Source organism: Kitasatospora sp. NBC_01539 (assembly GCF_045040525.1).
GTDB lineage: Bacteria > Actinomycetota > Actinomycetes > Streptomycetales > Streptomycetaceae > Kitasatospora.
On sequence record NZ_CP109390.1, the window covers coordinates 4,030,671 to 4,049,439 of the forward strand.

Below are 18,769 nucleotides of genomic sequence, written 5' to 3' on the forward strand. Positions count from 1 at the left end.
CTCGGTGCGTGGCGGCGGGCAGGCGCGGCGCCACGCGGCTGATCTCACTCGTGTGTCCTGCGGTGATGCGGTACTCCTTCGTCGGTGCCGTGGGATGTCGCGCCTCAGAGGCCGGCGAGCTTGTAGAGCGCGGGTGCCGCGGCGCGGACCAGGGCCCACTCCTCGTCGGTGAGCCCGGCGGCCAGTTCGGCCAGCCAGGCGTTCCGTCGGCGGCGGCTCTCCGCGAGGATCTCCTCCGCCTGTTCGGTGCTGCTGACGACCACCTGGCGTCGGTCGTCCGGGTGCGGCTCGCGCCGTACCAGCCCCTTCTCCTCCAGCATGGCGATGATGCGGGTCATGGACGGCGGCTGGACGTGCTCGCGTCGGGCGAGTTCGCCAGGGGTCGCCCGGCCGCAGCGGGCCAGGGTGCCGAGCACCCCCATCTCGGTGGGGCTCAGCGACTCCTCGATCCGCTGGTGTCGCAACCGGCGGGCAAGGCGCATCGTGGACGACCGCAGCTGGCTGACGGCTGCAAGATCGTCCTCGGACATCTCGGGCATGGTCATTAGACTACGTCATTACCCTCTCTAAGGAAAACGGAATTTCCGTCACCTCCGGACCGCCGACCCGCCCCCGGCGCGCAGTTCCCCTGGACATCACGTCAATCTCCGGTGACGACTTCTTGCCTCAAACGTGAAGTACCGCTCCCGACCTGCGAGTTCACCGAATCTCCCGGCATTGCCCATGAGTGACGGCGACCACTAGGGTCCGTCTTGTCAGGAACACAGCACGCCGGCACTGTGCACCCCCCACTCCATCCCGGGAGTCCCCTTGGGTCACGTCCACCACGCTGTCTACGGCTGGCTGACACCGGCGATCTCGTACGTCATCGCCTGCCTCGGCGCCCTCGTGGCGCTGCGCAGTACCCGCTGGGCCCTGCTGTCCGAGGGCCGCTCGCGGCGCAACTGGCTGCTGTTCGGCACGGTGTCGCTCGGCGGCGGCATCTGGAGCATGCACTTCGTCGCCATGCTCGGCTTCGCCGTGAGCGGCGTCGAGATCCACTACGCCGTCCCGCTCACCCTGGCGAGCCTGGTCGTCGCCCTCGGCTTCGTCGGCGTCGGCATCTTCACCGTCGGCTACAGCACCCGCCCCCGTGGGGCGATCCTGACCGGCGGCGTGGCCACCGGCCTCGGCGTCGCGGCGATGCACTACCTCGGCATGGCCGCCGTCCGGGTGCCCGGCCACCTCTCCTACGACCCGGTGACCGTGGCGATCTCCGTCGCCATCGCCGTGGTCGCCGCGACGGCCGCCCTCTGGGCCGCCCTCAACATCCGGGGCACCGCGGCCGTGCTGGCGGCCTCCCCGGTGATGGGCATCGCCGTCTGCGCGATGCACTTCACCGGCATGGCGGCCGTCTCGGTGCACCTCTCGGACGACCTGCGGGCCCCGGCCGGGCCGGTGGCGCTGCAGTTCGTCTTCCCGCTCGCCGTGGGCTTCGGCACGTACGTCTTCATCAGCGCGCTGGCCTTCGCGGTGGCACCGAGCAGGCACGGCCGTGAGCGTCCCGTCCTGACCGGTCCGGCCGCACCGCTGCCCGGCGAGCGCACGGCCCGCACCGAACGGCCCGCCACCGAACGGCCCCCCGCTGGTCGACCCGCTGCCGAACGGCCCGCCGCCGCGCCGGTGGCCGGCCGGGTGGTGCCGGCCTGGTCCGGGCCGCAGGCCTTCGACCGACCGGCCGCCGCGCCGCACCGGCGCTGAACCACGGCCCCGTCGCGGGGGAGGACGGCCCACCGGCCGTCCTCCCCCGCGGTGCGTCCGGGCGCGGTGCGCTCAGGCGCGGATGTGGGCGGGCGTCTCCGTCGGGCAGACCTTGTGCACGAAGGCGCGCCGCAGCCCGTGGTAGGGCTCGTCCGGGGCGGTGAAGTTGCGCCGCATCCGGTCCAGCTCCTCGGCCCGGTAGGCGGAGAGCGGCTTCGCCTCCTCGTCGCGGGCACGGCGGCGCTTCTTCTCCAGCAGCCGGGTGTCGAGGTCGGGCGAGGCAGCCAGGGCCGCCGCCTCGCGGTGCACCCGGCGGCGGAACTCCGCGGGGCTGCCCGGCAGCACCCGGTCGGCCAGGCCGAGGCGCTCGGCCTCGTGGGCGCCGACCGGCAGGGCGGCGCCGGTGAGCCGGGCCGCGGTGTCCGCCCCGACGCGGCGGGGCAGGGTGTACGTCCAGTACTCGGAGCCGTACAGGCCCATCAGCCGGTAGTGCGGGTTGAGCACCGCGGAGGTGCGGCACCAGACCTCGTCGGCGGCGATGGCGAGCATCACGCCGCCGGCCGCCGCGTTGCCGGCCACGGCGGAGACGGTGACCCGGTCGGTGGTGGTGAGGATCGCCTCGACGAGGTCGTCCATGGCGTTGATGTTCCGCCAGGACTCCTCGGCGGGGTCGTCGGCGGCCTCGATGGTGTTGAGGTGGATGCCGTTGGAGTAGAAGTCGCGCCCGGGCCCGAGCACGATCACCCCGGTGGGGCGGGTGCAGGCGGCCCGGTAGGCGTCGAGCAGGCGGCGGCACTGGCCGGTGCTCATCGCGCCGCCGGGGTGCGCGAACTCGAGGAAGCCGACGCCGGCGTCCTCGTGGTAGCGCAGCTCCGACCAGGTGGCGCGGCGGGCGGCGTCCCACGGGGTGACCGGCACCTCCGGCACGCCGTCGAGGAGGGCGCCCAGCACCTGTGCGGCGGGCAGCTTGTAGGTGGCCGGGCCGCCGGGCGCGCGGCGCGGGCGGAGCTGGGGGATCCAGACGGCGCCGTCGGTGGTGGCGCGGCAGATCGCGCCGTGCCGGGTGGCGACGACCGTCCCCGGGGTGCCGCGCAGCTCGTCCTCGGGGTGGCCGCCGTGGAGGAAGTACTCGGTGCCGTGGAGCACGTCGAGGACGCCGGGCTGGGAGTCGCCGGAGCGGAGCTTGCGCAGCACGGTGGCGGTGTCGTCGGCGGCCCAGTCGATCCGGCGGTGCTCCTGGGCGTGGTACGGCCGGAGGCGGCCCCGGACGTCCCGGCGGGCGGTGTCGAGCGGCTCGGGTTCGAACCAGCCGCTCTCGTGGCGTTCGACGGCGAGCAGGACGGCCTCCAGGGCCGCGTCGGCGACCTCGTTGCGGTAGGCCTCGCTCTTGCCGCAGGCGGGCACCCGGAACGGGACGGACGCCCAGACGGGTCCGGCGTCCATCTCGGCGACCGCCTGCAACACGGTGACGCCCCACTCCTCGGCGCCCTCGTGGATCGCCCAGTCGAGCGAGGACGGGCCGCGGTCGCCCTTCGGGCCGGGGTGGACGATGAGGACGGTGTGTCGGCTCCAGATGTCCTCGGGGACGGCCCGGGTGAGCATCGGCGCGAGGACGAGGTCCGGTGCGAACCGTGCGACGGCGGCCCGGACGGGCTCGTCGCCGAGGGCCAGTTCGACGGCCACGGTGTGCCTGCGGGCACGGAGTTCGGTGTGGACGCGCTGGGTGAGGCTGTTGAACGCGCTGGCGACGAGCAGGATGCGCAAAGTGGCCCTCCGACGGCATGTCAGCAGTGCTGCGGGTGTGCCCGGCCGGTACGGGCGCACCGGGGTGCGCCCGGGCGCGGAGGCGGCGTCACGGACCGGGGCGCACCCGTCGGCGGGCCGGCGGGTCCGGTCATCCAACCATGGTCATGGACACGCAACATCCTGGATCGCGGCCGGTCGCAGGCCCTCCACAACACTCTCCCCGAACACCCGTCCCGACCGCCGGATCACCGCCGGATCACCACCCGTACGCCACCCGTACGCCACTCGCCGCGCTCCCCCGTGCCCGCCCGCACGCCCGCACGCCCACGCGCCAGCCCCGGTGGACAGGACGCGACCGGCCCCGCCTGCACGGTCGCAGGCGGGGCCGGTCGCGGGACGCGCGGCGCGGGTCAGCCGAGGCCGAGCGCGGGCATCAGGTAGTAGAACGTGAACACCGCGGCGACGGCGTACATCGCGACCGGCACCTCGCGGCCGCGGCCGACGGCCAGGCGCAGGATGCAGAAGGAGATGAAGCCGAAGCCGATGCCGTTCGTGATCGAGTAGGTGAACGGCATCATGACGATCGTCAGGAACGCCGGGATCGCGATCGTCCAGTCGTCCCAGTCGATCTCGCGGATCGAGTTCGCCAGGATCAGGAAGCCGACGGCGACCAGGGCCGGGGTGGCGGCCTGCGCGGGCACCATGGTGGCCAGCGGGGTGAGGAAGAGCGCCACCAGGAAGAGCGCGCCGGTGACGATCGACGCGAAGCCGGTGCGGGCTCCCTCGCCGACGCCCGCGGTGGACTCGACGTAGCAGGTGTTGGCGGAGCAGGAGGCCGCGCCGCCGGCCGCGGTGGCGATGCCGTCCACCATGAGGATCTTGTTGATGCCGGGCAGGTCGCCCTTCTCGTCGAGCAGGTGCGCCTCGTCGGCGACGCCGAGGATGGTGCCCATCGCGTCGAAGAAGCAGGACATCAGCACGGTGAAGGTGAACAGCACGCCGGTGAGGATGCCGACGTGCTGGAAGCCGCCGAAGAGGTCGACGTCGCCGATGAGGCCGAAGTCGGGGGCGGCCACCGGGTTGCCGGGCCAGGTCGGCACGGTGAGGCCCCAGCCCTGGCCGATGTTCGCGACCTGCTCGATCACCAGGGCGACGACGGTGGACACGACGATGCTGATCAGGATGGCGCCGGGCACCTTGCGCACCATCAGCACCAGGGTGAGCACCAGGCCGATGACGAAGACCAGCACGGGCCAGCCGACCAGGTGCCCGGTGCTGCCGAGCTGCAGGGGCACGGTGGTGTGGGCGGCGTCGGGGATCCGGCTGACGAAGCCGGCGTCGACCAGGCCGATCAGGGCGATGAAGAGGCCGATGCCGATGGCGATGGCCTTGCGCAGGCCGAGCGGCACGGCGTTCATCACGCGCTCGCGCAGGCCGGTGGCGACCAGCACCATGATCGCGATGCCGGCGAGCACCACCATGCCCATGGCCTCGGGCCAGGTCATCCGGGGTGCGAGCTGGAGGGCCACGATGCTGTTGACGCCGAGGCCCGCGGCCAGGGCGATCGGCACGTTGCCGATGACACCCATGAGCAGCGTGGTGAGGCCCGCGGTGAGCGCGGTGGCGGTGACCAGCTGGCCGCTGTCGAGGTGGGCGCCGTTCATGTCCGTGGCGCTGGCCAGGATGATCGGGTTCAGCACCAGGATGTAGGCCATGGTGAAGAAGGTCGCGACACCGCCGCGGATCTCGCGGGGCAGCGTGGAGTCGCGCTCGGAGATCCGGAAGAAGCGGTCGAGGGCTCCGGCCGAGGGCTTCGGAGCGGGGGAGGGCACGTCGGCCACGGAGGTCGACTGGGCCTTCGGAGGCATGCGGGGGTCCTCGCGGGTGGTGGGGGGCACGGGGAGGGACCGTGGCGGCGCTGCCTGGTCCACCGGCGGCCTGGGGGGCGGTCCGACGGACGCGCGGGACAGCAACCGGAATGTCCAGTATGAGTTTTCGCTCGTGCACGCGCCATCTTCGCGCGTAGAAAAGGCCCCTTACCCGGCGCGGGCCGTTCCACCCGGGCCTTCCGCACCGGCCCGCACCCGCCCCCGTACCCTAGGGGCCATGGCCAAGACCCCCCTGCGCCCCTCGCCCCCGCCGCTGGAGGCCAACGACGTCGCGATCGTCGGCGGCGGCACGGTGCTGTGGTTCGTCGCGTTCGTGGTGCTGCTGCCCTTCCAGGGCACGCTCTCCGACCACGGCCACGGCAGCTGGCCGTGGATCTGCCTGTCGGGCGGCCTGCTGGGGCTGATCGGCCTCTGGTACTGCCGGGCCCGCCGGGACGCCATCCGGCGCTCCCGCGCCGCGGAGGCCGGGGCCGCCCCCGTCGACGGACCCGCCGCGGACGGCCCCGCCCCGCACCTGGACTGAACCCGCGGACGGCGCCCCGCCCCGCGCCCCGAACGCCGCACAACCGGCGCACCGGACATTCCGCCCACCTAGAGTCGGTGCCATGACGCATCCCGCGGAGGGCACGGCCGAGACCGGGGACCACGGCCCGGGCGGGCGGCACGGCGGGCTCACGGCGGCCGAGGTCGACCGGCGGGTCGCGCGCGGCGAGGTCAACGACGTCCCCGTCCGCTCCAGCCGCTCGACCCGCGAGATCGTCCGCGCCAACGTCTTCACCCGCTTCAACGGCATCATCGGCGTGATGTTCGCGATCATCCTGGTCGTCGGCCCGATCCAGGACGGCCTCTTCGGCCTCGTCATCGTCGCCAACACGCTGATCGGCATCGTCCAGGAGCTCCGCGCCAAACGGACCCTCGACGGGCTCGCGCTGATCGGCGAGGCCAGGCCGCAGGTCCGCCGCGACGGCGCCGGGCAGACCGTCGCCACCTCCGGGATCGTGCTCGGCGACACCGTGCTGCTGGCCATCGGCGACAAGGTCGTCGTGGACGGCTCCGTCACCGAGGCCGACGGGCTGGAGATCGACGAGTCGCTCCTCACCGGCGAACCCGACCCCGTGCTGAAGCGGCCCGGCGACCAGGTGATGTCCGGCAGCTTCGTCGTCGCCGGCTCCGGCGCGTTCACCGCCACCCGGGTCGGCCGTGAGGCGTACGCCGCCCAGCTCGCCGAGGAGGCGAGCCGGTTCACCCTCGTCCGCTCCGAGCTGCGCACCGGCATCGACCAGATCCTCCGCTTCATCACCTTCCTGCTGGTGCCCACGGCGGTGGGCCTGGTCATCAGCCAGCTCGCGGTCGAGGGCCGCGACTGGCAGGAGGCCGTCCGCCGCATGGTGGCGGGCATCGTGCCGATGGTCCCCGAGGGCCTGGTGCTGCTGACATCGGTGGCCTTCGCGATCGGTGTGGTGCGGCTCGGCCGCCGCCGGTGCCTCGTGCAGGAGCTGCCCGCGATCGAGGGCCTCGCCCGGGTCGACACCGTCTGCCTCGACAAGACCGGCACCCTCACCGAGGGCGGCATGGACCTCGTCGAGCTGCGGCCGCTCTCCGACGGCCGCGCCACCGACGACGACCGGCAGGTCCTGCGCGAGGTGCTCGCCGCGCTGGGCGCCGCGGACGCCCGCCCCAACGCGTCCATGCAGGCGGTGATCGACGCGTGCGGGCCGCCCCCGGACGGCCGGCGGCCGGTGCTCGCGGCGATGCCGTTCTCCTCGGCCCGCAAGTGGAGCGCGGCCCGGCTCGCGGACCCGGCGGGCGGCGAGGCCAGCTGGCTGCTCGGCGCCCCCGACGTCCTGCTGCCCTCCGGGCACGCCGCCCTCGGCGAGGCCGACACCCTGGGCGCCCGGGGGCTGCGGGTGCTGCTGCTGGGCCGCTCGGCCGTACCGCTCGACGCGCCCGACCCGGCCGCCGGGCTGGAACCCGCGGCGCTGGTGGTGCTGCAGCAGCGGCTGCGCCCGGACGCCTCCGAGACCCTGCGCTACTTCGAGGACCAGCGGGTGCGGGCCAAGGTGATCTCCGGCGACGCCGCGGTGTCCGTCGGCGCGGTCGCCACGCACCTGGGCCTGCCCGGCGCCGAGCAGCCCGTGGACGCCCGCACCCTCCCGGCGCACGGCTCCCCCGAGTTCGCCGACCTCGCGGACCGCACGTCCGTCTTCGGACGGGTCACCCCGCAGCAGAAGCGCGAACTCGTCGCCGCCCTGCAGTCCCGGGGCCACACCGTCGCCATGACCGGCGACGGCGTCAACGACGTGCTCGCCCTGAAGGACGCCGACATCGGTGTCGCCATGGGCACCGGCAGCGACGCCACCCGGGCGGTGGCGCAGATCGTCCTGCTCGACGACTCGTTCGCCACCCTCCCCTCCGTGGTGGCCGAGGGGCGGCGGGTGATCGGCAACATCGAGCGGGTCGCCAACCTCTTCCTCGTGAAGACGGTCTACTCGGTGCTGCTCGCCCTGCTCGTGATCTGCACGCACGTGCCGTACCCGTTCCTGCCGCGGCACTCCACCGTGCTGTCGACCCTCACGATCGGCGTGCCCGCGTTCTTCCTCGCGCTGGCGCCCAACAACGAGCGGGCCCGCACCGGCTTCGTCCGGCGGGTGCTGCGGCTCGCCGTGCCGGGCGGAGTGATCGCGGGCACGGCCTGCTTCACCGCGTACATGCTGGCCCGGCTCGACACGTCCACCGGGCTGGAGGCGGACACCAGCGTGGCGACGCTGACGCTGTTCCTGGTGGCGATGTGGGTGCTGGCGATCGTCGCCCGGCCGTACACGTGGTGGCGGCTGCTGCTCATCGCGGCGATGGGCGGGGCGTTCGCGCTGGTGCTGCTGGTCCCGTGGCTGTCGGACTTCTTCGAACTGCACCTGGTCGGCCTGCGGGGTCCGCTGACGGGCGTGCTGATCGCCGCGGTCGCCGGGGTGCTCCTGGAGGTCACCTGGCGGATCGTGGTGCTGCGCACCGAGCCGCCGGAGGACGGCGGCGAGGGCTTCGCGGGCGCTCCGGCCGGGTAGCTTCACGCAGGACGAGGGGGCGCGGCATGGGGCGCAGAGGCGGGGAGCCGGAGGCCTTCATGGCCTTCTGCGCGGGGCTGGCGACGGTCTTCGGCGGCTGGCTGCTGGGGGCGGTCGTCCGGGTGCCGGTGTGGGCGGTGACGGTCGCCGCGGCCGTGGCGACGCTCGGGACGTACCACCGGCTGCGGGTGCGCCCGGCCGCCCGCGCCCTGCGGACCGCACGGGCGGCGAGGGCGGCCCAGGAGGCCAAGGCCGGAGCCGCCGGGGCCGCCCCGGCCGTGACGGGCCGGGGCGGAGCGGGCCGGGGCGGAGCGGGCCGGGCGGCTCAGGACTCGTAGTCGCGGGCCGCGAGCAGCTCGTAGGCGCGGTCCGGCTCGGCGAGCGCGGCGAGCACCTCGAAGCGGCGGTGCCACTGGCCGACCGACCAGGCGAGGCCCGCCGCCAGCCCCTCGGGCGTGGCCGCGTGCAGCAGCCCCGGCACCGGCGGCACCTCGAACTCGTCGTCCTCGTCGCCCGGCTCGGCGTCCTCGGGGGCGTACGGCGCCTCCGGGGCCTCGGCGGCGGTGTCCCAGCGCCAGTCGACGTGCGCCTCCCCGCCGTCCGGCCCGACGACGAGCAGCTCGTCGTGCTCCTCGTACACCGCCGGGCAGCCCGGCAGCAGCTCGCGCACGACCGAGGGCACCCGGTGCAGGGTGCCCTCGGAGAGCACCCGGCCGCCCGCCACCTCGCTGGCCAGCGAGACGTGCAGGCGCTCGGCGAGCGCCGCGGCGTGCTCCGGGGCGACCGGCAGCACCGGGTGGTCGTGGAGCAGCGCGACGAGGTCGGGGGCGTCCGCGACGACCGCCGCGGAGGCGTCCACGATCACGGTGGTGTCGGGGCGGCGGCCGGTCTCCGGGTCGAGCGGGGCCAGCGCGCGGACGACGTCCGGCGGGTCGACCCGGTCGGCGGGCAGCGCGGCCAGCGCGGTGTGGATGCCGTGCAGCTGGCGGTGGGTCACCTCGGAGACCTCGTCGACGAGGCGGTCGAGCAGCTCGTCCGGCCCGTGCGTCTCGGCGAGCAGCGCGGCGAGCGTGGTGCGCACCCCGAGGGCGTGCAGGAACGTCTCGTCGAGGGTGGTGCGCGCCTCGTCGTAGAGGCCGCGCAGCAGCGGGTCGGCGCCGGCCGCGCGCAGCCCGGCGGGCTCGCGGCCGTCCAGCACCGGGTGGTCGCGCAGCCACCACGCGGTGTAGGGCGGCAGGTCGACGTACCGGCCGTCCGGCAGCAGGGTGCGGACCGGCTCGACCACGGCCGCCCGGTACGGCGGGCGGGCGAGCACGGCCAGCGCCTCGGGCCACGCGGAGTCGTCGACCAGGTCGAGGTCGCGGACGGCGAGCAGCTCGGCGGCGACCGGCGGCACGCCGAGCTCGCCGGCATCGTCGGCGTGCAGGGCCTCCAGGGTGTCCTCGCACCACTCGGCGAGGCCGTCCGGGGCCTCGTCGAGCAGGCCGGTCGGGGGGCCGCCGGCGGCCCGGTCGGCGGGCGCGGTCGGGTCGAGGCGCTCCAGGTCGTCCGGGTCGAGCACGACGTCCTCGGCCCGGACGAGGACGAAGCCGGCCAGCGCACCGGCCGCGGCCAGCACGTCGGGGCCCCAGCGCTCCAGCAGGTCCTCGTCGACGTACGCGGCGTCGCCCTCGCGGGCCAGCGCGGCGAGCGGGCTGTCGGGCAGGATCAGCTCGCCCGCGCGGCTGAGCTCGCCCTCGTCGTCCGGCAGGGCGAGCCGGGCCAGCCACGGGCGGTCGCCGGGCGAGGCCTCGGCGGCCTTCACCAGTGCGAGGACGGCGTCGGCGAGGTCGACGGCCGCGTCGAAGTCGTCCTCGCCGACCTCCAGCGAGCGGGCGACGGCGGCCTGCACCTCGGGGGTGTCCAGCACCCCGGCCGGGGTGGCGGTGGCCGCGCCCAGCTTGGCGAGCAGCGGGTGGGCGGCCTCGGGGTGGGCGAGCCGCAGGTCGAGCAGGCCGAGGGCCTCGGCGAGGGACTCGGGGTACCCCTCGTAGCCGGCCCAGTCGGAGGCGTCGGAGGGCAGCAGGACGCGGCGCGGCCCGGTCACCGTCCGGCCGTCGGCCAGCGGCACGGGCAGCGCGCCCAGCGACTCCGGGTCGGCGCCGGCCAGCGCCGCGTAGAGGTTGCGCCACCAGGCGGGTTCCCGTTCCAGGCCGCCGAGCTGGTCGACGACCTCGGCGAGCGGCACCCGGCGCACGTCGAGGGCGCGCAGCTCGGGGCGGCGCTCCAGGCCGGCCGGCAGCAGGCCGGGGAAGATCGGGGCGAGGGCCGCGACGACGGAGGTGTCGGCGCCCTCCAGCAGCGTCGCGTCGCGCGGGCGCAGGGCCGGGGTGCCCTCCTCGACGGGGCCGGGGTGCGGCAGGAACGGCGTTTCGGGCAGCCGGTCGAGGATCGCGGCGCGCAGCGCGTTGTCGAGGGCGCCGTTGCCGAGGGGGCCGGGGACGAGGGAGAGCGAGCCGAGGTCGCCGCCGCGGGCGCGCAGCAGGTCGGCGTAGGCGTCCGCGGCGCGCTGGGTGAGGAAGTCGGTGAGCGGGCCGGGTGCGACGTGCCGGCGGGTGGGGTCGAGCGGGTATCCGGCGATCAGCAGTGCCGGGACGCCGAGCGGTTCGTCGCTGGGGGTGGGTGCGTGCACGACGGCGGCGGTGCGCAGCTGCTGCGGCACGCCGGTGTCGGAGACGGGCACGGCCCAGGTGACGGACCAGAACGGGCGGGCGCGCTCCTCGGTGGTGCGGTCGGCGAGGAGGTCGGCCGTGACGGCGCCCCGGGCGCCCGCGGTCTGCCAGACCGTGCGGCGGTCGCCGTCGGTGATGGTGACGGTGGTGATGTCGTCGGGGCGCGGCGCGTCGGCGGAGCGGGTCAGGGTGCGGACCCCGTCCGGGGTCTCGACGACGATCTCGGCGAGGCCGGGCAGGGTGAGCAGGAGGGCGTCGTCGATGTCGGCGAGGAGTCGCCGGGTGAGGTCCTCGGCCGCGGCGTCGCGCAGTGGCAGGACGACCACGGTGTGGTAGCCGTCGGGGGCGGAGCCCTCGGCGGGGAACGGCAGTCGCAGCAGCGGCACATGGCCCTCGCGGCGGCGCAGTTCCCCGGCGAGCTGGGGCCGGGCCTCGGTGAGGGCGTGCGCCTCGCTGAGCGACCAGCGCACCGAGCCGTGCGTGGAGAGCACGGCGGGCTCGTCGGTGACGGCGAGCACGGCGGAGAAGCCGACGCCGAAGCGGCCGACGGTCGGGGTGCCGTCCTCCGCGCGCTTGGCGGAGGCGCGGAGGGTGGAGAGCGACTCCACGGCGGTGGCGTCGAGCGGGGCGCCGGTGTTGGCGACGGCGAGGACGCCCCCGTGCAGGGTGAGGCGGAGCCGGCCGGGGGCGCCGCCGGCCCGGGAGGCCGCGTCGGCGGCGTTCTGCGCGAGCTCCACGATCAGCCGGTCGCGGTAGCCGCCGAGGGCGAGCTCCTCCTCGGCGTTGGCGTCCTCGCGGAAGCGCGCGGGGGCGGCCGTCCAGGCGTCGAGCACCCGGCGGCGCAGCCCTGCCGTGTCGAAGACGTCCGTCGCCTGTCCGTCCGTACCGCCGATGATCCGAGGCTCCACTGACTTTGCCGCCTTCCGCCGTCTGCACCCTGCGCTGCGTACGATCCGCATTCTCCCCTGTCCGGAGCGGACTTCGGACCGGGGGACGGCGCGGGCCGCCGTGGCGGCCGGCGGGTCAGGAGTGGCCGAGCTCCTCGGCGGGGGCGTCGGGCTCGACGGAGCCGCCGGTGCGGTCGGGGTGGAGGGTGAGCGGTTCGACGACGGTCTCGTCGAGGATCAGCTCGGACGGGGTCGGCGGGGCGGGCAGCACGGCGGCCTCGGAGTGGCCTCCGCAGCCGTAGCCGAACGCGACGACCTGGCCGTCGGCCGGGCCGAACTCGTTGCCGCACACGCCGAACGCCTGGCCGAGCGAGCCGCCGATCGGGATGAGGAAGCCGCAGCTGTCGCAGTTCGCCGGGGCGGCCTGCGCCATCGGCGTCTGCGGGCCGTAGGTGGAGTCCCAGCGCTCGGCGGCCAGGTGCAGGCCGAGCCGGGAGAGCACCCGGGGGCGGGCCAGGCCGAGCTCCTCGGCGACCGCGCCGATCCGGGCGCGGGCGGGCGCGGGCTGCACGTGCGGGTCGCTGAGGACGACGTCCTCCTCGGCGGCCTCGCCGAACACGGAGTTGGGGGCGGGCTCGTCCTCGCCGCTCCAGCCGGGCTCCAGGCGGAGGTCGTCGGCGCCGGTCGGCAGGAGGTCGCCGGGGCCCATGTCGCCGGGCCGCAGCCGCTCGCTCCACGGCACCCACTGCGGTGCGAGGACAGCGTCCTCGCCGGGCAGCAGGACGACCTCGTCGAGGGTGACGTTCTTCGCCCGCGGGGCCCTGGCCACGGTGACGGCCCAGTGCCAGCCGCGGTAGGCGGCGTCGAGGCACTCGAACGAGTGGGTGACGACCCGGTCCGCCTCGGCGCGTACGCCGAGGGAGGCCCCGACGGTCTCCGGGCCGACCATCTCGACGGCGGCCTGGCGGGCGAGTTCGACGGCTTCGGCACAGAGCCGGTCGGGGGTACGGCTTCGCATCGCAGCGCTCACGGCGTCGATTCTCTCCCAGTCCTGTTGTCCGGCGGTCACCCTCGCACGGCCCGGCGGGCCGTCCGGGGGAGTCATGCCCCGCCCGCCGCCGGAATCTGCACGAGGGGCACCCTCTATTCTGCGCGACCCGGACGCCTCCCCGGGACCGGCCGCGCCGCCCCCGCGCGGTGCGTCCCGCCCGTACGTGCTTGGTGCAGGCTACCCGCCGGTCGGCGTCCGGGCACAGTCCGGGGCGGCGGCACGGCTCCGGCGAAGCCGTGCGCGGTCTCGGTCGTACGGAAGGGCGTTCTCGGGCAGGATGGCGTATGTGGCGGACGAGACTCCCTCGCAGCACGGCGTGGACGCTCCGCAGCCGGATGGCCCCACCGGGGCGACGGCTGTGCCGCCGCAACAGCCGGATTCCGCCGGCGACACCGCTCCTCCCGACGGCGCGACGGCCCCGCCGAAGGCCGGCCGGGCGAAGAACGTGCTGGTCCGCGGGGCGTCGTCGGCCGGCGTGCGGACCGGGCGGGTGGTGCACGGCACCGGGCGGCGGATCCGCCGGGCGACCTCCGCGGAGGGCGCGGGCGAGTCGGGTCTGGCGAAGCTGATCGAGCTGCACGCGCTGAATTCCTTCGGCGACATGCTGATCACCATCGCGCTGGCGTCCACCATCTTCTTCTCCGTGCCCACCGGTGAGGCCCGCGGCCGCGTCGCGCTGTACCTCCTCATCACCATGGCGCCGTTCGCGCTTCTCGCGCCGGTCATCGGGCCGCTGCTGGACCGGCTGCCGCAGGGCCGGCGGTCGGCGATCGCGATCTCGATGCTCGCCCGGGCGGTGCTGGCGTGGACGATGGCCGGCTCGATCTCGGGCGGCGGCCTCGCGCTCTATCCGGAGGCCCTCGGGGTGCTGGTCGCCTCCAAGGCGTACGGAGTGGTGCGCAGCGTTGTCGTACCACGCCTGCTGCCACCGCAGTTGTCGCTGGTCAAGGCGAACTCGCGGGTGACGCTGGCCGGGTTGCTGGCGACGATGGTCGCGGCGGGGGTGGGCGGCCTGCTGCACCTGGCGGGGCCGGGCTGGCCGCTGCGCGGGGCGTTCCTGGTGTTCGTCATCGGCACGCTGATGGCGTTTCACCTGCCGCACAAGGTGGACTCCGCGAAGGGCGAGCAGCGTGCCGTCATGCACGCCGACGAGCACGGCCCGAAGCGGTCGCGGACCCGGCTGCGTACGGTCGGCCCGTCGGTGATCCTGGCGCTGCGCGGCGTGTCGGGGCTCCGCGGGCTGGTGGGTTTCCTGGTGATGTTCCTGGCGTTCCTGATCCGCAACGACCCGGTGGGCGGCCTGCCGTCGACGGCGGCGCTGGGCGTGGTGGCCGCGTCGGCGGGCGTCGGCAACGCGCTCGGGTCGGTGCTGGGTTCGTGGCTGCGGACGCGCGGCTCGGAGGCGACGGTGACGGCGATGCTGCTGCTGGCCGGGCTCGCGGCAGGCGCGGCGGCGCTCTGGTACAGCCTGGTCACGGTGGCGGTGTTCGCGGCGGCCTCGGGCATGGCGGCCTCGCTCGGCAAGCTGGCGCTGGACGCGCTGATCCAGCGCGACGTGCCGGAGTCGGTGCGCACCTCGGCCTTCGCCCGTTCGGAGACGATCCTGCAGCTGTGCTGGGTGGCGGGCGGCGTGGTGGGCATCTCGATGCCGCTGAACCCCACACTGGGGCTGGCGACGGCCGCCGGGGCGATGGGGCTGATGCTGCTGTGGACGCTGCGGTCGCTGTTCAAGGTGGGGCTGCGCGGGCCGGCGGCCAGACCACGGGTGGCGTAGGCCGGCCGCCCGGCCGCCGCCGGCGCGGGCCGGACCGCTCGGCCGGGGGGTGGCAGGGCCCTGCGCGTCGGCCACCCCCGCGTCGCGTGATCACGAATGCCCGGTAGCCTCTTGCCCATGAGCCTCAGCACCCGTGCAATCGCCGCCCTCGGCGCCGTGGTCGTGATCGGCGCCGGCACGGTCGGCTTCTCCGTCTGGCACGCCGCCGACGCGGGCAAGCCCGACGAGAACGTCGCCACCCTGACGGTCGGCCGTTCCTCGATCACCTCTGCGCCGTTCTGCGAGAACGGCGGCAAGGCGCTCGGGCAGGACGCCCTCGCGAAGTGCCAGGCGGACGCCAAGACGGCCCGTGACAAGGGCGTCCTGCCCACCTCGGACGTCCGCGCGAGCGACCGGATCGGCGTGGGCGTGCCCACCGGCGTCGCCGACCGCGGCTGGTTCGCGTTCACCGACGGCGGTTCGCAGGGCCAGGCGCCGCTCGCCCAGGACTCCCGCGGGACGACCTGGTCCGGCTCGGTCCCGGCCTCCACGGTGCTGAACTCGACCGGCAAGACCCTGGTGACCGTGGTCGAGGCCGACCAGAAGACCCAGGAGATCCTCGGCATCTGGTACTTCGACCTGAACACCAAGGACAGCTGACCGTTCCGGCGATGAGTCCGCACCACGACGACGAGCAGTCCGGCCCCGCGGCCGGGCTGCTCGTCGTCGTCGCCGTGCGGGCCGAGGCGGACGCCGTGCTGCGCGGGGTCGGCGCCGCCGCCCGCCCGGTGCCGGTGCCCGGCGGGACGCTGCACCGCGCCGTGCACGCCTCGGGCGTGCCGGTGGACGTCCTGGCGGGCGGGGTCGGCCCGGCGTCGGTCGCCGCGGCAACGGCGGCGGTGCTGGCCGGCGGCCGCCACCGGGCGGTCGTGTCGGCGGGCATCGCGGGCGGCTTCGCCGGTGTCGCGCCGGTGGGCTCCGTGGTCGTCGCGTCCGCGATCGTGGCGGCCGACCTGGGCGCCGAGACGCCGGACGGCTTCACGGACGTCGCGGCGCTGGGCTTCGGCCGGGTCCGGCACGTGCCGGCGCCGCCGCTGGTGGCCCGGCTCGCGACGGCGCTGGGCGCCGCCGCCGGCCCGGTGCTGACCGTCACCACGGTGACCGGCAGCGCGGGACGGGCGGCCGGGCTGGCGGCCCGCCACCCGGGTGCGGCGGCGGAGGCCATGGAGGGCTTCGGGGTCGCCGAGGCGGCGGCGCTGTTCGGGGTGCCCGTCTTCGAGATCAGGACCGTGTCCAACCCCGTCGGCCCGCGCGACCGCGCGGCGTGGCGGATCAAGGAGGCGCTGGAGGCCCTGGAGCGGGCCTTCGCGGCGCTGCCGTACCGAGAGCTGCTCCAGGAGTCCGCCGATGGCTGAGCCGCTGCGGGTCGCGTACTCGCCCTGCCCGAACGACACCTTCGTCTTCCACGCCTGGGCGCACGGGCTGGTGCCCGGTGCCGACGCGCCCGAGGTGCTCTTCGCCGACATCGACGTCACCAACGGCATGGCCGAGCGGGGCGAGCTGGACGTGCTGAAGATCAGCTACGGGCAGCTGCCCTGGGTGCTCGACGAGTACGCGCTGCTGCCGTGCGGCGGGGCGCTCGGACGCGGCTGCGGGCCGCTGGTGCTCACCCGGGAGCCCGGCGCCGACCTGACGGGCGGCACGGTGGCGGTGCCGAGCGAGCGCTCGACCGCGTACCTGCTGTTCCGGCTGTGGGCGGCGCAGGCGGTGCCCGGCGGCTTCCGGGAGATCGTCGTCATGCCGTTCCACGAGATCATGCCGGCCGTCCGGGACGGCCGGGTCGACGCCGGCCTGGTCATCCACGAGGCCCGGTTCACCTACCGGCAGTACGGGCTGCACAGCCTCGCCGACATGGGCGAGGCCTGGGAGCGGGCGACCGGCCTGCCGATCCCGCTCGGCGCGATCGTCGCCCGCCGCTCCCTGGGCGCCGCCCGGCTGCGGGAGCTCGCCGACACCGTCCGCGCCTCCGTGGAGGCCGCCTGGAAGGAGCCGGAGAACTCCCGGCCGTACGTACTCGCGCACGCCCAGGAGATGGATCCGGCCGTCGCCGACCAGCACATCGGGCTGTACGTGAACGAGTTCACCGCGGACCTCGGCGAGGAGGGCTACGCGGCGGTGGAGGCCCTGCTCACCCGGGCCGCCGGGGAGGGCCTGGTGCCCTCCGTCGACCCGGGTGCGCTGCGCGCCCGCTGAGCGCGGGTCAGACGTCGAACTGGTCGGCGACCGCCCGGAGCAGCACGGCCAGGTTCGGGCCGGTCGGCTTGGCCGGGTAGCGGCCGCGCTGCAGGCCGGGCAGGACCGCGTCGAGCGTCGTGATGAGGTCCTGCACGATCGGCGCCATGTCGTCCGGGCTCTTGCGCTGGGCGGCGGCCACCGACGGCAGGGCCTCCAGCAGGGTGACGCTCATCGCCTGGTCACCGCGGTGACCGGCGACGACGCCGAACTCCACGCGCTGGCCCGGCCGCAGCGTGGTGACCCCGGCGGGCAACGCCTTGGTGTGGACGAAGACGTCTCCCCCGTCGTCGCGCGACAGGAAGCCGAAACCCTTCGTCTCGTTGAACCACTTGACCTGGCCGGTGGGCATCTCGAACTGTCCTCGGTGTGGGTGTGGGCGGGGAACGGGCTGTGGACCGGCCCCGCCGGGCGGACGGCGAGCCGACCACCCTACGCGGACGGCCGGCATCACTCAGCAGATTAACGATCCCTCAACCGCTCACTCGCGAGCGGAGCACGATCGGGACGGGGGCCGGGGACGGCCGGGACGCGGCGAGACGCGATCCACTGGCGAACACCCCCCGGACGAAGCGGGGCAACCGATCAACCCCGTGCGAGGGCTGCATACCCGGCCCGGCCCGCGGTCGAAACTTTGCGTCCCCGGAGAACTGCGGGCAGTGACGGACACCACGTGCCGGTCCGCAGCACATAGGGTGACCGCATGGCCCTCACCGTCGGTTTCGACCTCGACATGACCCTGCTCGACACCCGGCCCGGCATCCGGGCCACGTACGACGCGCTGTCCGCGGAGACCGGCACCCCGATCGACAGCGCGCTCGCGGTGACCCGGCTCGGGCCGCCGCTCCTGCAGGAGCTCGCCCACTGGTTCCCCGCCGAGCGGCTCGACGCGGTCGCCGTCCGGTACCGGGAGATGTACCGCGAGCACGCGCTGGCCCCCACCGTGCTGCTGCCCGGCGCCCGGGAGGCCGTCGCCGCGGTCCGCAGCCACGGCGGGCGGGTCGCGGTGATCACCGGCAAGTACGAGCCGAACGCCCGGCTCCACCTCGACCACGCCGGCCTCGACGCGGACGTCCTCGTCGGCGACCTCTGGGCGGAGACCAAGGGCGACGCGCTGCGCGAGCACGGCGCGGACGTGTACGTCGGCGACCACCTCGGCGACATCATCGGCGCCCGCGCCGCCGACGCCGTCGCCGTGGCCGTCGCGACCGGCCCGTACGGCCCCGAGGAGCTGCGCGCCGCCGGGGCGGACGTCGTCCTCGACGACCTCACGGCCTTCCCCGACTGGCTCGCCGGCTACCGCGCGGGCTGCCTCTCGGCCTGAGCCCGGCGCCTCTGCGCCCGGGCCGACCCCAGCAGGCCCGCCATCGACAGCAGGAAACCCGCCGGCATCAGCATGCAGAGCCAGTAGGCGGCGGACGGCAGCGGCGTCAGGTCGAAGAACAGCGGCACGAACGTCACGAGGGTCGCGACCGCGCCGGCGGCGAAGACGATCACCCCGGCGCGGACGAGGGCGTCACCGCGGTCGGCGGACGGATTGCTCACAACAGGCTCCTCACAGCACGGACACCCGTCAGTCTCGCAGCAGAACGCCCCCGCCGAACGGCGGGGGGAGGTTCACCCTGCGCGCCGAGTCCTCCC

16 protein-coding genes are annotated in these 18,769 nt (G+C 75.2%); 9 read left to right on the forward strand and 7 right to left on the reverse strand.

Features of this window, described 5'->3' with window-relative positions:
* Positions 1-104 precede the first annotated feature (104 nt).
* Positions 105-539 carry a MarR family winged helix-turn-helix transcriptional regulator gene (locus tag OG335_RS17185; RefSeq protein WP_405012003.1) on the reverse strand — a complete coding sequence of 145 codons (435 nt, stop codon included), beginning with the start codon at positions 537-539 and terminating at the stop codon, positions 105-107.
* A 271-nt stretch (positions 540-810) separates the two neighbouring features.
* Here OG335_RS17185 and OG335_RS17190 point away from each other — a divergent pair, with 271 nt between their 5' ends.
* The gene (locus tag OG335_RS17190; RefSeq protein WP_405012004.1) at positions 811-1,740 is read left to right on the forward strand and encodes an MHYT domain-containing protein; all 930 of its coding nucleotides are present in this window, start codon (positions 811-813) and stop codon (positions 1,738-1,740) included.
* Positions 1,741-1,812: 72 nt separating this feature from the next.
* On the opposite strand, the gene OG335_RS17195 is transcribed toward OG335_RS17190, so the two are convergent.
* Positions 1,813-3,504, reverse strand: coding sequence for a hydrogenase maturation protein (locus OG335_RS17195; protein WP_405012005.1), 1,692 nt, complete (start codon positions 3,502-3,504; stop codon positions 1,813-1,815).
* Positions 3,505-3,896: 392 nt separating this feature from the next.
* Positions 3,897-5,354, reverse strand: a complete 1,458-nt coding sequence (locus OG335_RS17200; RefSeq protein ID WP_405012006.1) for an NCS2 family permease — start codon at positions 5,352-5,354, stop codon at positions 3,897-3,899.
* 238 nt (positions 5,355-5,592) lie between these two features.
* Here OG335_RS17200 and OG335_RS17205 point away from each other — a divergent pair, with 238 nt between their 5' ends.
* From OG335_RS17205 to OG335_RS17215, 3 genes are all read left to right on the forward strand, one after another.
* Positions 5,593-5,898, forward strand: a complete 306-nt coding sequence (locus OG335_RS17205) for a DUF2530 domain-containing protein (protein WP_405012007.1) — start codon at positions 5,593-5,595, stop codon at positions 5,896-5,898.
* 82 nt (positions 5,899-5,980) lie between these two features.
* Positions 5,981-8,434 (forward strand): HAD-IC family P-type ATPase, encoded by a 2,454-nt coding sequence (locus OG335_RS17210; protein WP_405012008.1) that lies wholly within the window; start codon positions 5,981-5,983, stop codon positions 8,432-8,434.
* A 26-nt stretch (positions 8,435-8,460) separates the two neighbouring features.
* Positions 8,461-8,772, forward strand: a complete 312-nt coding sequence (locus OG335_RS17215) for a hypothetical protein (RefSeq protein WP_405012009.1) — start codon at positions 8,461-8,463, stop codon at positions 8,770-8,772.
* Here OG335_RS17215 and OG335_RS17220 read toward each other — a convergent pair.
* Complete coding sequence (locus tag OG335_RS17220) at positions 8,760-12,053, reverse strand: sacsin N-terminal ATP-binding-like domain-containing protein (RefSeq protein WP_405012010.1); 3,294 nt, start codon at positions 12,051-12,053, stop codon at positions 8,760-8,762. The genes OG335_RS17215 and OG335_RS17220 overlap by 13 nt on opposite strands.
* Positions 12,054-12,168: 115 nt before the next feature.
* Positions 12,169-13,050 (reverse strand): DUF3027 domain-containing protein, encoded by an 882-nt coding sequence (locus tag OG335_RS17225; protein ID WP_405015431.1) that lies wholly within the window; start codon positions 13,048-13,050, stop codon positions 12,169-12,171.
* Between the two features lie 478 nt (positions 13,051-13,528).
* Here OG335_RS17225 and OG335_RS17230 point away from each other — a divergent pair, with 478 nt between their 5' ends.
* From OG335_RS17230 to OG335_RS17245, 4 genes are all read left to right on the forward strand, one after another.
* Positions 13,529-14,857 carry an MFS transporter gene (locus tag OG335_RS17230; RefSeq protein WP_405015432.1) on the forward strand — a complete coding sequence of 443 codons (1,329 nt, stop codon included), beginning with the start codon at positions 13,529-13,531 and terminating at the stop codon, positions 14,855-14,857.
* A gap of 117 nt (positions 14,858-14,974) precedes the next feature.
* Positions 14,975-15,496 (forward strand): hypothetical protein, encoded by a 522-nt coding sequence (locus tag OG335_RS17235; protein ID WP_405012011.1) that lies wholly within the window; start codon positions 14,975-14,977, stop codon positions 15,494-15,496.
* 11 nt (positions 15,497-15,507) lie between these two features.
* Entirely contained in the window at positions 15,508-16,251 is a 744-nt protein-coding gene (locus OG335_RS17240; RefSeq protein WP_405012012.1) for a futalosine hydrolase, read from the forward strand.
* A complete protein-coding gene (locus OG335_RS17245; protein ID WP_405012013.1) occupies positions 16,244-17,089 on the forward strand; it encodes a 1,4-dihydroxy-6-naphthoate synthase in 846 nt (281 codons plus the stop codon). Before OG335_RS17240 ends, OG335_RS17245 begins: the two co-directional genes overlap by 8 nt.
* A gap of 7 nt (positions 17,090-17,096) precedes the next feature.
* Here OG335_RS17245 and OG335_RS17250 read toward each other — a convergent pair whose 3' ends face one another.
* Positions 17,097-17,480, reverse strand: a complete 384-nt coding sequence (locus OG335_RS17250) for a cold-shock protein (protein ID WP_405012014.1) — start codon at positions 17,478-17,480, stop codon at positions 17,097-17,099.
* A 351-nt stretch (positions 17,481-17,831) separates the two neighbouring features.
* Between OG335_RS17250 and OG335_RS17255 the strand changes: the two genes are divergently transcribed.
* Complete coding sequence (locus OG335_RS17255; protein ID WP_405012015.1) at positions 17,832-18,452, forward strand: HAD family hydrolase; 621 nt, start codon at positions 17,832-17,834, stop codon at positions 18,450-18,452.
* On the opposite strand, the gene OG335_RS17260 is transcribed toward OG335_RS17255, so the two are convergent.
* A complete protein-coding gene (locus tag OG335_RS17260) occupies positions 18,425-18,673 on the reverse strand; it encodes a hypothetical protein (RefSeq protein ID WP_405012016.1) in 249 nt (82 codons plus the stop codon). The two genes, OG335_RS17255 and OG335_RS17260, sit on opposite strands and share 28 nt — an antisense overlap.
* Between the last annotated feature and the right edge of the window lie 96 nt (positions 18,674-18,769).